This window comes from Kitasatospora sp. NPDC127060, from assembly GCF_042724935.1.
Classification (GTDB): domain Bacteria; phylum Actinomycetota; class Actinomycetes; order Streptomycetales; family Streptomycetaceae; genus Kitasatospora.
The window spans coordinates 54,103-67,391 of record NZ_JBHXEG010000025.1 but is presented as its reverse complement, the minus strand read 5'-3'; the positions used below and the strand labels follow the sequence as shown (position 1 = coordinate 67,391).

Sequence of the window (13,289 nt, the reverse complement as noted above, 5' to 3'; positions counted from 1 at the left end):
AGGGGAGCCATCGAGGGCAACCGACTGAGAGCCGTACCCGGCGTCTCTGGGCGTCCGGACCATACGACTGGCCCGTCCAACCCATCAACAACGTAGGACCGACTGACCGGGTGGGCCCCTGCGGGCCTGGGCCCCGCAGGCCTGGGCCCCGCGGGCCTGGGCCTACGGGCCCGGGACTGGGACTGGGACTCGGGGGGGTCAGGGTGAGGCCGGGCCGCGTGCGGGTGCGGCCTCACCCGGTTCCCCGCCCAACTCCCCGCCCAACTCGCCGCCCAACTCGCCGCCCAACTCCTCGCCCAACTCCTCGCCCAACTCCTCGCCCAAGGACCGCTGGAACGCGGTGACCAGCGCCTGCGCCACCATCGGCTGGATGTGGTCGGTCAGCTCCTTCATCCGGGCCAGCTCCGCCGGATCCGGCTCGCTCTCCCGGTACGGCTTCCACACCGTCTCCCGGAACAGCCGCTGCAACTCCCGCGCCGTCGCCCGGCTGTGCTCCACGACCACCGCGCGGGCGGCCAGCAGCGTCTCCAGCGGGATCGGCACGTCCAGGATCCGCACGCCCAACGGCAGCAGGCCCGGGTCCGCCCGGAACACCTCAGGGTCGGGCGTGCGCTCCAGCGCCCCCATCGCGACCAGGCGTTCCAGCTGCTCCTCCGACAGCCCCCGACCGGCCCGCCGCTCCAACTGCGCCCGGCCCACCTCCTCGGCCGCCTCCGGCGTCCAGGACGCCACCAGCGCCCGGTGGATCGCCAGGCCCAGCGGGGTGCTGTCCTCGGGCAGCCGGGCCAGGTACCGCTCGATCGCGGCCAGCGTCAGCCCCTGCCGCTGCAACTCCTCGATCAGCCCCAGCCGGTCCAGGTGCGCGGCCCCGTACAGGCCCACCCGCCGCGGCCCCAGCTCGGGAGGCGGCAGCAGCCCCTTCGTGCCGTAGAACCGCACAGTCCGCACCGTCACCCCGGCCCGCGCCGCCAACTCGTCGACCGTCAGCCGCACCTCGCCCACCCCGGCGCCGTGCTCCCCCATCTGCTGCCTCCCGCGCTGGCACATTCCTGCTGTGACAGCAGCAGTGTGACAGTGCGGTTCGATCCGGTCCATCGGACGGGGTGACCCGGAGCCCCAACGACCGGACCGGCACGCGCCCCGGTGTACGGGGGAGCGCCGGTCCGGTCGGGCGAGGGCGTTGGGTCGGGCGAGGCCTGCTGTCGGGCGAGGCCGGTGGGTCAGGCGAGGGCGGCGTGGTGGCGGCGGGTGACCTCGGGGTGGGCTCGGGTGTAGCCCTTCCACTCATTGAATCCGAAGTCGGCGAAGAGGGGGTTGGCCGGGTCTTCGGTGGCGCCGGGGGCGTGGTGGGCGAGGGGGAAGTCGAGCGGCGCGATGTGGGCGTCGAGCCGGGGGTTGTAGAAGAACGGGACGGAGTAGCGCTCGCGGGCTCCGGCCGGGCTGACCACCCGGTGGCTGGTGGCCTTGAGGTAACCGTCGGTGGCCACCTCCAGGAGCTCGCCGAGGTTGACCACGAAGGCGCCGTCGAGTGGCGGGACGTCCAGGAAGGTGCCGTCCGGGCGCTCGACCTGGAGTCCGCCGACGGTGTCCTGGAGCAGCAGGGTGATGAACCCGTAGTCCTTGTGGGCGCCGACGCCCTGACCGGCGCCGTCCGGGGCGGTGCCGGGGTAGCGGACCAGCTTGAGGCGCAGGTGGGGGTGGCCGGCGAAGGCGTCGTCGTAGAAGTCGGGGCGGGCGCCGATCGAGGCGAGGAGTTCGTGCAGCAGGCGCTGGGCGATCGTGCCGAGGTGGTCGATCCAGCCCAGGGCGGCGGTGCGCAGTTCGGGGAGCGCGGCCGGCCACTGGTTGGGGCCCTCCAGCCACCAGTACGGGGGCTCGCCGGTGCCGGGGGCGTGCGGGGGCAGCTCGGCGCCGATGTCCAACTGGTCGCGCCAGTCCTGGCTGCCGCCGGTGCGCTCGTCGCCGGTGCGGGTGTAGCCGCGGTAGTGGGGGGAGTTCAGGTTGCTCACGGAGAGCCGGTCGGCCTCGGGGAGGGCGAAGAAGGCGCGCATGGCTCCGGTGAGCGCGGCCGTTTCCTCCGGGGTGATGCCGTGGCCGACGAGCTGGAAGAAGCCGACGCCGGTGGCCGCGGTGCGGAGTTCGTCGTGCAGCCGGCGGCGGTCCTCCGGGCTGCCGTCGGCGAGCGAGAGGTCGATCACCGGGAGGGCGTCGGGGTGGGTCCCTGGACCTGTTGCGGCACCCACTTCGGCACCTGCCGGGAGGCGGGCCGCAGGGTGGGTCTCGGTGCCGGTCTCGGGGCCGCTCTCAGGGCGAGGCTCCGGGTGCGGCTCCGGGGTGGCGCTGGTTCCGGATATGGGCGTGTGCTGCTGCGTCATGTGTGACATCCGCTGGTCTCGTCCCGGCTGGTCCCGGTGGTCGACCAGGGGAGGCCGGAGCCGCGCCTGGTGCGGCGGGTGCTCCGGTAGCCGGGAGGTGGTGGCGGCCGCTCGGGGCCGCCATGAGGGTGGGTGGCGCGAGGTTCAGCCGGAGCGTCGACAGGACATGCTCGTCACGCGGAGCAGGTCCACGTGGCGGCGGCGAACAAGGATGAGCACCTCACCAGCGTAGATGACCCGTTCGGTGGCGGGCGAACCCCCCTGCGGCGGAAGGTCGCCCGTCGCTTGTCAGGGATCGGTCACATTGGGTGTCTCCTGGGCGGGGTGGTGTCGATTGTGGCTTGGGATCGAGGGCTGTCAGGCGATCGTTATCGAGGGCTGTCAGGCGTTGTTGAGGTAGGCCAGGACGGCCAGGACGCGACGGTTGTCGTCATCGGAGGGCTGGAGGTCGAGCCGGACGAAGATCGACGCGGTGTGCTTGGCGACCGCTCGCTCGGTGATCACCAGCTGCTGGGCGATCGCCGCGTTCGAGCGGCCCTCTGCCATCAGCCCCAGCACCTGCCGCTCCCGTGGGGAGAGGGTGGAGACCGGGCCGGCCGAGGAGTTGTGGGTCAGCAGCCGGGTGATCACCTCCGGATCCATCGCGGTACCGCCCTGGGCGACCCGCCGGATGGCGTCCAGGAACTGCGCGCCGTCCAGCACGCGGTCCTTGAGCAGGTAGCCGATGCCGCCCGAGCTGCCCGCCAGCAGCTCGCGGGCGTAGAGCTGCTCCACGAACTGCGACAGCACCAGCACGGGCAGGCCCGGGTGGGCCTGCCGGGCCGCCAGTGCCGCGCGCAGCCCCTCGTCCGTGAAGCTCGGCGGCAGTCGTACGTCGACCACGGCGATGTCGGGCCGCTCGGCGGCCACCGCGGTGAGCAGCTGCTCGCCGTTCTCGACCGCCGCGGTGACCTTCATGCCGTTGGCCTCCAGTAGCCGGGTCAGCCCGTCCCGGAGGAGGAAGAGGTCTTCCGCGATGACAACGCGCACGGGATCTCCAGGTTCACAATGGTCGGTCCACCGGACGGGCTGCTGATCGCGAGCACCCCGTCGAAGGCGGCCAGTCGCCGTTCGGTTCCGCTGAGGCCGGTGCCCCGGGACGGGTCCGCGCCTCCGCGCCCGTCGTCGGTGACCGATATCCGCAGCAGCCCGTCACTGTGCCCTATCTCGATCCATACGTGCGAGGCCCCGGAGTGTTTCACCGCGTTGGCCAGCAGTTCGCTCACCGCGAAGTAGGCGGCCGACTCCACCGGAGCCGGGGCCCGGCCGGGCAGGCTGCCGGCGAAGGTGACCGGCAGCGGCAGGTCCAGTGCGGTCGCCTCCACAGCGTCGGCCAGGCCTCGGTCGGCCAGCACCGGTGGGTGGATGCCCCGGACCAGGTCCCGCAGTTCGCTCAGCGCCTTCACCGAAGAGGTCCGGGCCTCGACCAGCAGTGGCCCGAGGGCCTCCGGATCGTGCTTCACCTGTTCGGCGACGGTCAGCAGCATGCCCAGCGCCACCAGCCGGGCCTGCGCGCCGTCGTGCAGGTCCCGCTCGATCCGGCGCAGCTCGGCCGCCCCGGCATCGATGGTGTCCGCCCTGGTGCGCGACAGGTGGCTGACCTGGCGGGCGAGTTCGGTCCGCCGGGACGGTCCGAGCAGGGACCGTGCTGCCTTCGCGTGCATCCGCAGCACGGGCGGCGCGGCCCACAGGATCGCGAACGGGGCCATCCAGACACCCATGCCGTAGACGATCACCAGCGGGAACAGCAGCCCGTTCCGCCCGAAGATCTCCATGGCGACCGGCGTCAACAGCACGGCCGCGGCCGTGAACAGTACGGTGAGTCCGCTGAGGAACGCCCAGGCGAGGTCCCGCCAGGTCGCCGGGTCGGTCAGCCAGCCGCCGGACCGCAGCCGCTCCCAGGAGCCGCCCCCGCCGGTCGGGCGGCGGTACGGCACCGGGATCGGCTGCCCGCTCCACCGGTCGACGACCCGCCGGGTCTCGGTGGCGATCCAGCGCGCGCCGAACAGCCCGAGCACCAGCAGCGAGGGCGCCAGCCAGAGCGAGACGGACCGCCCGCCGGGGGCGGCGCCGCCGTACAGGTGGGTGGCCGTCACCGCGAGCGCGCCGGGGGCGAACAGGACGGCTCCGATCGCCCGACCGCCACCGCCGGTGGCCCAGCAGAGCGCCCACAGGGCGACCGGGCCCAGCGGCACCGCCAGGATCAGCGGGCCGCCCAGGCCGAACGGCCGGGACTCGTCGGGCCCGAGCAGCGCGGCGCCGAGCAGGACCGGTCCGGCCAGCAGCGAGATCAGGCCCGTCACGGCCAACGTCACCACGTACCAGGCGCGCGCGCCGTCCGCACAGGCCCGGCCCACCCGCCGGGCCGCCCGGCCGATCTCTTCTGCCCTCATGTCGCGCCCCCTCCGTCCTGAGCCCTGCCGAGGGCTCGAAGCCTGGGTTCCGGAGACCCCGCCGGCCTCTGTCCCGATCTTTCGCTGAGTCAGTCTGCCCCGCCCGCAAGCCCGAAGCTCTAGGCCTGAACACCCAGTTCGAGGTGTATCTGGATACACCCCCAGGACGCCGCTCAGACGGCTGTCCGCACCCGGTCGCGGATTCGTAGCGTGATGTTCCGTCAGCCGGCCCGGGTCTCCCCGGCGCCGGACCGCGAACCGTGGAGGGCCCGTGAACGCGCCGATCATCAGGATCCGTGGCGTCAGCAAGACGTACGACGGAACCGACGCCGCCCGTCCGGCTCTGGCCGAACTCGACCTCGAGGTGCGGGCGGGAGAGGCGCTGGCCGTGCTCGGCCGCTCGGGCAGTGGCAAGTCCACGCTGCTGAACCTGATCGCCGGCCTCGACCGCCCGAGCGAGGGCGGAGTCGAGGTGGACGGCGTGGCCGTCCACGAGCTCGGCGAGGCCGCGCTCGCCGAGTACCGGCGGACGCGGATCGGCATGGTGTTCCAGTTCTTCAACCTGCTGGACGACCTGAACGTGGAGGACAACGTGCTGCTCCCGGCCCAACTCGCCGGGATGCGGCGGGAGCAGGCCCGGGCCCGGGCCGGGGAGCTGCTGGAGCGGCTCGGGGTGGCCCGGCACGCCAAGGCCTTCCCGGGGCGGCTCTCCGGCGGTGAGCGCCAACGCGTCGCGGTGGCGAGGGCGCTGATGAACCGCCCGCCGCTGCTGCTGGCGGACGAACCCACCGGGGCGCTGGACAGCACCTCCGCCGCCGACGTCCGCGACCTGCTCCGCCGGCTCAACGCGGAGGGCCAGACGATCCTGCTGGTCACCCATGACACCGCGCTCGCCGAGGCCTGCGCCGACCGGACGATCGAGCTGCTCGACGGCCGCCTGATCCGGGACACGGCCGGCGCCCAGGTGGCCGGCGGCCGGAGTGGAGCGGGCGCATGAACGCGATGGGAAAGGTGGTCCGGGCCGGGGTCGGCCGCAAGCGGGTGCAGACCCTGGTGATGGTGCTCACCACGATGATGTCCGTGACGGCCTGCATCCTCGCCCTCGGGCTGCTGGTCGCAGCCCAGGCCCCGTATGAGCGCTCCTTCACCGACCAGCACGGCGCGCACCTCAACGTGCTGTACGACCAGACCAAGGCGAGCCCCGCCCAACTCGCCGCGGCCGCGCACGCGCCCGGGGTGACGGCCTCGTCCGGGCCCTACCCGGCGGTCACCCTCCAGCCGCGGGCCGGCCAGGACACCAGGATCCCGCCGGCCGGCAGCCTGCTGCCGCCGATGACGCTGGTCGGCCGGGCGCAGGACGGCCCGATGGACGACCTGCGGATCACCATGGGCCGCTGGGTCGCGGGCCCCGGCGAGGTGGTGTTCCTGAACGGGCACTCACCGCTGGCGGTCGGGGACAGCGCGCAGTTCCCTGATCTGCCCGGGCACCCGACGCTCAAGGTCGTCGGCCTGGCAGACTCGGTCTCCTGGAGCGCGGACGGCTGGGTCGCCCCCGAACAGGTGGCCGGGCTGACGGCACCGGGCACCACGCCCGCCGCCCAGTACCTCTACCGCTTCGCCCACGCCGGCAGCGACGCCGAGATGGAGGCCGACCACGCGGCGATCGCCGCCGCGGTGCCGAGCGGCGCGCTCATCAAGGCGACCACCAACCGGCCCGCCCAGGCGGAGGCGAACCGGACGGCCTCGACCTTCGTCCCCTTCGTCACCGCCTTCGGGGTGCTCGGCCTGGCCATGTCGGTGCTGATCATCGGCGTCGTGGTCAGCGGCGCGGTGAGCGCCGCCACCCGGCGGATCGGCATCCTCAAGTCCCTGGGCTTCACCCCGGCCCAGGTGGCACGCGCCTACGTCGGCCAGGCGCTGATCCCCGCCGGGATCGGCACCGCGCTGGGCGTGGTCGGGGGCAACCTGCTGTCCGTGCCGGTGCTCGGAATCGCCCACAAGGCGCTGCGCGGAGGGCTGCTGGGCATCCCGACCTGGGTGGACGTGGTGGTCGCGGTGGTGGCCCTGGGCGCGGTGGCCGGCACCGCGCTGGTGCCCGCGCTGCGGGCCGGACGGCTGCGCACGGTGGAGGCGCTCGCGGTCGGCCGGACGGCGCCGGGCGCCAGGCGGGCGGCCGCCAGGGGCGCGTCGGGACGGGCCACAGCGGCCGGTCTGCCGACCCGGATGCAGAACCTGACCGGCCGGCTGCCGGTGCCCCGCGCCCTCAGCCTCGGGCTGGCGTCCCCGCTGAACCGGCCGGGCCGCTCGGCGACCACCGCGGCCGCGGTGGTGCTCGGCACGGTCGGGGTCACCCTCTGCGTCGGTCTGACGCTCTCCCTGGGCTCGCTCCAGAACGGCCTGACGGCCGACCGCGGGGGCAAGGTCGTGGTCCAGGCCCCGTTCGACGGCTCCAAGCCCGTCGACCACGTGGACGAGGCGGCCGTGCGGAAGGCGATCGAGTCCCGCCCCGGCACCCGGGCCTGGTACAGCAGCGTGCCGACCTCGGCCACCGTGGCCGGGAACACCGGACGCTCCCAGCTGGTCGCCTTCACCGGCGATGCCTCCTGGAGCGGCTTCCAGCTGGTCACGGGTCGCTGGTTCCACGGCCCCGGCGAGGTGGTGGTCGGCGCAGCCTTCCTGCGGGCCAACCAGGCGAAGGTCGGTGACACCGTCACCCTCACCGACCACGGGCGCAGCACCCCGGCGAAGATCACCGGCGAGGTCCTGACCGTCGAGGACCTGCTGTTCATGGACCGAGCCTCGCTGGATCCGCTCGGCGGCGCGGTCCACCCCGAAGCGCTCTCCTTCCACATCGACCTCACCCAGGGCACCGACGCCAAGGTCTACGCCGACGGGTTGGACGCGGTGGTGGAACCGATGGGGCTGAGCGCCGACCCCGGAGAGGAGCACCTCAACATCGTGGTGCTGGCGATGAACACCCTGGCGGGCATGCTCACACTGCTGCTCTCCGTGGTGGCCGGGCTCGGGGTGCTCAACACGGTGCTGCTGGACACCAGGGAACGGGTGCACGACCTCGGGGTGCTCAAGGCACTCGGGATGTCGCCCCGGCAGACCGTCGGCATGGTGCTCACCTCGGTCTGCGGCAGCGGCTTGCTGGCCGGGCTGATCGGGGTCCCGATCGGGATCGCGGTGCACCATCTGGTGATGCCCGCGATGGCCCGCGCCGCCGGGATCGGGGTGCCGGACGAGGACCTCACGGTGTTCGCCCCGTCGGTGGTGGGTCCGCTGATACTCGGCGGCCTGGTGTTGGCGCTGCTCGGCGCCCTCCTGCCGGCCACTTGGGCCGCCCGCACCCGGACGGTCACGGCGCTGCGGACGGAGTGACAGTGGGGACGGAGTGACCGCGGGGGAGAGGGCAGCGGCTTCCGAGCTCGCCCCCCTCCGCCGGGCCGCCCCGATGGGCCCGCCCCCTCCGGAAGCGGACCCAGAGCTCGGCTCAGGAGAGCCGTGCCGCCGCGTACGCCTCCATGGCGGCGCGCTGGTAGGCGGCCAGCCCCGGGGCGATGGCCTCGTACGCGGCGTTCCACTGCTCGTTCTCCGTGCACGAGCGCGCGATGGCGAGGTACTCCTCCGGCGGGACCGTGCGGAGCCCGTTGAGCATCCGGTACTCCTCGTCGATCATGCGCTGGGCGGGCTCGGCACCGGCCGGGTGGCCGGCGGCCATCAGCTCCGCCAGGCGGACCATCCGTGCGGTCCGCTCACGCTGGCCGGCCTCGATCTCGGCCGGGGTCATCGCGGCGGTCGCTTGCCGGGCCGCTTCGGCGTGCTCGGGGAAGTCACGCAGGCTGACGTCGATGTCGGCGGGCTGGATGCCTTCGAACAGGTTCTCGGGTCGGTTGATGTCGGTCATGGGTGTGCCGTCCTTCCGGGAGCGTTCCAGGTCGGCGATCGTGCGTGAGACGGTGGCGGCGAGGGCGTCGAGCCGGTCGCGTTCGGCGACCAGTTGGCGGTGGTGGCCCCGCAAGGACTCCAACTCGTCCACCTGGTCGCCGATGATCCGGGAGATCTCGGTCAGCCCCACGCCCAGGGCCCGCAGGACGAGGATCTGCTGCAGTTGCAGCAACTGCCGCTCCTCGTAGTAGCGATGCCCATTGGAGCCGATCCGGGCGGGAGGCAGCAGTCCGATCTCGTCGTAGTGCCGCAGGGTCCGGGCGGTCACGCCCGACATCCGGGCGACCTCCGCGATCGGCCAGGCCATTGCCGTCTCCTCTGCCATCTCCTCCCCTCCCCTCTCGTATCCCGTCCTCCGGGTCTCGTCCCACGTCCATCGACGTGCACGTTCGCTCGGACCGGGGCCGGTTCCTCCGGCCCCGGTCACGACGGTAGAAGCTGCCGCTGCGGCAGTTTCAAGCCCGGGCGGCGAATCGGTCTCCGTCCTCGGCGAACCACTCCAGGGACTGCCCGTGCGGCCCGGTGAAGGCGACCGGCCGCTCGTCCAGGGCGAGAGCGAACAGCCCGGAACCGGCCGGGGCCGGGTGGGGGAGGCGTTCCGCGACGGTCGGCAGGACGGAGACCGCCTCGTTGGAGATCCAGCGGGCGGGCAGCTCTCGCATCGTCGCCGCGAACTCCTCCCGTTCCTCCGGCGACAGGTACGCGAGCACCGCGCTGTGGAACACCACCGGCGTCGAGCCCGCCGGTGCCTGCGCCACCAAATCCCGTACGGTCTCGTTGAGATCGCCGCGCACCAGCAGCGGCGGTTCGGCCCGGGCGATCCGGACCGCGCCGCGCAGCCGCTCCAAACGGTGGGTCTGCTCCGGCCAGACCAGTGACTCCAGCCACCGCATGTCGTCCTCGGAGCGGACGTCCAGCGGGTTGAGGTCGATTCCGGCCCGCCACACCACCTCGGGCAGCTGTTCCCGCAGGGCATCGAGCATCGGCACCGGCCCGCTCACCGAACAGTCCAGCGTCACCGGGCTCCCCACGGCCCCGAACTCACCGACTGCCTCCACCTCACGGACTGCCTTCACCTCACCGACTGCCTTCACCTCACCGCCGGTACCGCCCGTACCCGCGTACCCCGACCGGTACCGGTACCGATACCGGTCGGGGTACAGGCAGAGCCCAGCCGAGGCGCCCACCTCGATCAGCGCCAGCGGCTGCGGTAGCGAGGCCAGCAGTGGCAGCAGGGTGGCGCAGCGGCCCGCCTCGTTGGTCTGGGTGCGCCGTTCCAGCATCGTCGTCGAGACCTCGGCCCACCGCGTCACCGTCCAGTCGCGGAAGGCCGGCCAGCCGTCCGTCACCGGTCCGCCGAGGTGCCGCACCGCACCGAACAGCAGGTTCGGCTGCCGCTTCGCGGTCGGCAGTCCGTCCAGCAAGTCGATCAACTCCTGGTCCCCGGCCGTCCGTTCGGCCAGTTCCCGGTACACCGGCGAGTTGCCGCGCGCCTCCCGCTCCGCAAATGCCAGGTAATGGCTCGCCGTGGCGCCGTTGTTGTCCATGTTCCGTGCTCCTTTTCCGCCGACCTTGGTCGGGTCTTGCCAATCGATCTCGGCTCGGCCTTGGCCGTGCCTTTCGCCGTCCGCCGTACGGGCGCTGAACCGCCGCCGGGGAGAGTCCCGCGCCCGTGCCGGTTCGGCACCGCCGCCGTGATCGGGGCGGCCCAAGCGGGAGAGGAGTGGGAGAGGAGTGGAACCGGCGCGGCAAGGTCTCCGAGGGCGAGATCGCTGCGCTCTCCTTGGGGCTGAGCGGCAGTTCGGCCGCGGCGAGCGCCGCCGCCGTCCCGGTCACTGCGCCACCACGGCAGCGAACCGCCCCACCCACCGCCCCGCCTACCAGCCCGCCTACCGCCCCGGACCGACGCCGTGCCCCGGCTGCCAGTCCAGCCCCGGGTCGGTGCGCGGACGGACGGTGTGCAGCAGTGAGGTGAGCGACCAGACCATCACGGTCAGCAACGCGTAGAACAGCAGCAGCGCCCAGAAGGGGGTGGTGGACAGACTCCGGTCCTCGAACCGGCACCAGGCGTCCGGCGGTAGCCAGGATGCCCCCGTCTCCAGTAACCGCCCACCGCCGGACACCAGGCCGCGTTCGCAGCGCTCCCCGTAGTCCAGCGACCGTACGTACAGCAGGGCGTACAGCCCGCCCGCCGAGGCGAGGGAGAGGGCGGCGCTGATGCCCAGGAGCATCAGCTGTCTTCGCCCGGCCGCCGTACGGATGTTCGTCACCGGGGCAGCGTACCGGCGTGGCGGTCCCGGCCGGGCGCGGACCGCGCGGCCCCACCCAGCCCCATCCAGCCCCGCTCCCCGGGGCGGCCCCGGCCCGATCACCCCAGCAGGCCGCCCATGTGCCCGTCCTCGGCGAGCAGCCGCCAGGAGCGGCCGGGCGAGGCGAAGGCCTCCGGGTCGACGCCCTCGACCAGCCGGTCCACCACGGTGCTCAGCAGCGACTGCGGATCGAACACAGCCCAGGTGTCCCGGCCCCGGCCGTGCTCCCAGCGTTCCCACTCGGCGCGCAGCCGCTCGTACGTCCACAGGGCGTAGAGCAGGGCGGACAGGTCGCGGTTCAGGTACGCCTCGGGCTGGCCGTCGTCGTACCAGTCGGGCAGTTCGAGCCGGCCGGTGACGCCGTCCAGCGCGATGGTGAGGTCGGTCGGCCAGTCGCCGAGCGCGAGGTAGTCGCGCTGGTAGGGGCGTTCCTCCTCGCCGTCGAAGTACTCGGGGTAGGCCTCCGCCATGGTGACCAGCGGCTCCTGGCACGCCCCGAACATCGCCCCGCCGAGCGGCAGCCCGACCTCGGTCAGCAGCCGTCGGGTGGGCTCGTGCACCAGGGCGGCGGGCAGCCCCTCCGGCCGGAACCGGTGCACCAGGCCCGCACCGCCGTCCTCGTCGGTCAGCGCCGCCAGCTCGGCCACCAGCTCCGGGCCGACCTCGTACGCGGGCCCGCCCGGCCCGCCGGGCAGCGCGCCCCAGGCCAGCGCCCGCACCAGCAGCGCCGTCCCCCAGTGCGCCGGCGCGATGCCGTACCCGGCGCCGCGCGTGGCGTCGTCCACGGCGTCAGGTACGAAGGCGTCCACGACATCGGGCGCGGCCTCAGGCGTGGCGTCCGGCGCGGCGGCGCGCCCGAACAGCGCGGGATCGATGTCCCTCATCCGCCGCTCGGCCCCGGCCAGCACCTCGGCCACCACCGCCGGCCCGCGCCGCCCGTCGAGCGCGTCCGGGCGCAGGGCCGCCTCGCCCACCGCCTCCACCTCTCGGATCAGCGCGGCCAGCGCGGCGAGGTCGGAGGCCAGCGGATCCCGCCGGGGGCCGCCGTTGCCGAGGAACACCTCACCGGTCGTCCCGTCCAGCAGCACCAGGTTGCCGAGGGCGGCGAAGGGCATGCAGTAGTCCGTCTCCCCGAGGACGAAGAGTCGCTCCGCCCCGGTGCTCGGGAAGGCCTTCAGCGAGCCGCCGTCGAGCACCCCGAAGTCCAGGAACGCCCCGGCGGCGGGCAGTCCCTCCCGCACCAGGAACTCCCGGCTCCCCTCGTGCACCACCCCGCCCGGAACCCCGGCCACTCGCACACACCCCACGCGCCCCGCCCTTCACCGTTCCCCCTGACCCCCTGACCCTAGCGGGCCGATCCGACAGTGCCACGGGGGTTTCCCCGGGCCGACGGCCGCCAGCCAGGTCACCAGCCGGGTCACCAGCCGGGCCGACACCCGCCGGCCAGGCCAGGGTGACGGCCCCGCTGTGCCGGGCGACGCCCGGAGCGGCTCTACGGCAGCGCCGGGTCGTCCACGTTCCACCGCTCCGGCAGGTCCCCGTCACAGAACACGCAGACGTAGTGCCCCTCCCGGACGATGCCGCAGCGCCCGCACCCCGGGCAGCGGCGGAACACCACCGCGTGGGTGAAGCCGCCGGGGTGCGGCAGCCCGAGCCGGTCGAGGGCGGCGGCGACGGCCGGCCAGGAGGTGACGTCGGGGCAGTAGCCGGTGGACAGGTTGCTGACCGCCCCGACCTCCCGGCCCCCGCCGTCCGCCCGCCGGAACCCGACCTCCCCGGCGCTCAGCACCGACTCCCCGCCCGCGCAGACCACATGCTCACTGCGACGCGGAGCGAGCCGCAGCGCCCCGCCCAGGTCCACCACGAAGGTGAACGGCTCCACGAACTCCGCCGCCGCCCGCGCCTCCGCCCAGGCGGCGAACTCGCCCGCCGTCCGGACCGGTTGACCGCCGAAGCCCTCGCACCCACCCGCCGTCGACGGCCGCAGCTCCGGTGGCCCCACGTAGCGGTACGCCCGCCCGAAGCCCTCCTCGACCTCCGCCGCGACCGCCCGCTCGGTCAGCCGAACCCGCCACCACGCCATCTCGAAGGCCGTCCCGCTCAGCCCGAACTCCCGCAGCTCATGCAGCAGTTCGCGCACCGCTCGAAGTGAGTCCCCGGATCCCTCGCGCAGCACCCGTAGCGCAGCCACCGGATCGCCGAGCGGCCCGGAGAGCCGCAGC

At 73.7% G+C, this 13,289-nt stretch carries 11 protein-coding genes; 2 read left to right on the top strand and 9 right to left on the bottom strand.

Annotated elements, in window-relative coordinates; all coding sequences use genetic code 11:
* Window positions 1–198: 198 nt before the first annotated feature.
* From ACFWIS_RS16565 to ACFWIS_RS16550, 4 genes are all read right to left on the bottom strand, one after another.
* Entirely contained in the window at window positions 199–1,023 is an 825-nt protein-coding gene (locus ACFWIS_RS16565) for a MerR family transcriptional regulator (RefSeq protein ID WP_380523892.1), read from the bottom strand.
* Window positions 1,024–1,220: 197 nt separating this feature from the next.
* Window positions 1,221–2,243: an isopenicillin N synthase family dioxygenase gene (locus tag ACFWIS_RS16560; protein ID WP_380456321.1), complete on the bottom strand. Its 1,023-nt coding sequence runs from the start codon at window positions 2,241–2,243 to the stop codon at window positions 1,221–1,223.
* Window positions 2,244–2,756: 513 nt separating this feature from the next.
* Complete coding sequence (locus ACFWIS_RS16555) at window positions 2,757–3,404, bottom strand: response regulator (RefSeq protein WP_380456323.1); 648 nt, start codon at window positions 3,402–3,404, stop codon at window positions 2,757–2,759.
* Window positions 3,356–4,807, bottom strand: a complete 1,452-nt coding sequence (locus tag ACFWIS_RS16550; RefSeq protein WP_380456325.1) for a histidine kinase — start codon at window positions 4,805–4,807, stop codon at window positions 3,356–3,358. Before ACFWIS_RS16550 ends, ACFWIS_RS16555 begins: the two co-directional genes overlap by 49 nt.
* A 271-nt stretch (window positions 4,808–5,078) precedes the next feature.
* Between ACFWIS_RS16550 and ACFWIS_RS16545 the strand changes: the two genes are divergently transcribed.
* Window positions 5,079–5,804, top strand: a complete 726-nt coding sequence (locus ACFWIS_RS16545; protein WP_380456326.1) for an ABC transporter ATP-binding protein — start codon at window positions 5,079–5,081, stop codon at window positions 5,802–5,804.
* Window positions 5,801–8,191, top strand: a complete 2,391-nt coding sequence (locus tag ACFWIS_RS16540) for an FtsX-like permease family protein (protein ID WP_380456328.1) — start codon at window positions 5,801–5,803, stop codon at window positions 8,189–8,191. The genes ACFWIS_RS16545 and ACFWIS_RS16540 overlap by 4 nt, the downstream gene beginning before the upstream one ends.
* Before the next feature lie 112 nt (window positions 8,192–8,303).
* On the opposite strand, the gene ACFWIS_RS16535 is transcribed toward ACFWIS_RS16540, so the two are convergent.
* The 5 genes from ACFWIS_RS16535 to ACFWIS_RS16515 all read right to left on the bottom strand — a co-directional run bounded on the left by ACFWIS_RS16535 (window position 8,304) and on the right by ACFWIS_RS16515 (window position 13,207).
* Window positions 8,304–9,065: a MerR family transcriptional regulator gene (locus tag ACFWIS_RS16535; RefSeq protein WP_380456386.1), complete on the bottom strand. Its 762-nt coding sequence runs from the start codon at window positions 9,063–9,065 to the stop codon at window positions 8,304–8,306.
* Between the two features lie 148 nt (window positions 9,066–9,213).
* Window positions 9,214–10,305 (bottom strand): DUF2332 domain-containing protein, encoded by a 1,092-nt coding sequence (locus ACFWIS_RS16530; RefSeq protein ID WP_380456330.1) that lies wholly within the window; start codon window positions 10,303–10,305, stop codon window positions 9,214–9,216.
* Window positions 10,306–10,647: 342 nt separating this feature from the next.
* A complete protein-coding gene (locus ACFWIS_RS16525; protein WP_380523890.1) occupies window positions 10,648–11,028 on the bottom strand; it encodes a hypothetical protein in 381 nt (126 codons plus the stop codon).
* 98 nt (window positions 11,029–11,126) lie between these two features.
* On the bottom strand, window positions 11,127–12,359 hold the full coding sequence (locus ACFWIS_RS16520) for an SUKH-4 family immunity protein (RefSeq protein WP_380456333.1): 1,233 nt from the start codon (window positions 12,357–12,359) through the stop codon (window positions 11,127–11,129).
* A 200-nt stretch (window positions 12,360–12,559) separates the two neighbouring features.
* Window positions 12,560–13,207 carry a hypothetical protein gene (locus ACFWIS_RS16515; RefSeq protein WP_380456335.1) on the bottom strand — a complete coding sequence of 216 codons (648 nt, stop codon included), beginning with the start codon at window positions 13,205–13,207 and terminating at the stop codon, window positions 12,560–12,562.
* Between the last annotated feature and the right edge of the window lie 82 nt (window positions 13,208–13,289).

What these genes read in the sequence shown, in the direction of transcription:
- ACFWIS_RS16565 (WP_380523892.1), bottom strand. Translation starts at nt 1,023, where the DNA reads ATGGGGGAGCACGGCGCCGGGGTGGGCGAGGTGCGGCTGACGGTCGAC.
- ACFWIS_RS16550 (WP_380456325.1), bottom strand. Translation starts at nt 4,807, where the DNA reads ATGAGGGCAGAAGAGATCGGCCGGGCGGCCCGGCGGGTGGGCCGGGCC.
- ACFWIS_RS16540 (WP_380456328.1), top strand. Translation starts at nt 5,801, where the DNA reads ATGAACGCGATGGGAAAGGTGGTCCGGGCCGGGGTCGGCCGCAAGCGG.
- ACFWIS_RS16535 (WP_380456386.1), bottom strand. Translation starts at nt 9,065, where the DNA reads ATGGCCTGGCCGATCGCGGAGGTCGCCCGGATGTCGGGCGTGACCGCC.
- ACFWIS_RS16530 (WP_380456330.1), bottom strand. Translation starts at nt 10,305, where the DNA reads ATGGACAACAACGGCGCCACGGCGAGCCATTACCTGGCATTTGCGGAG.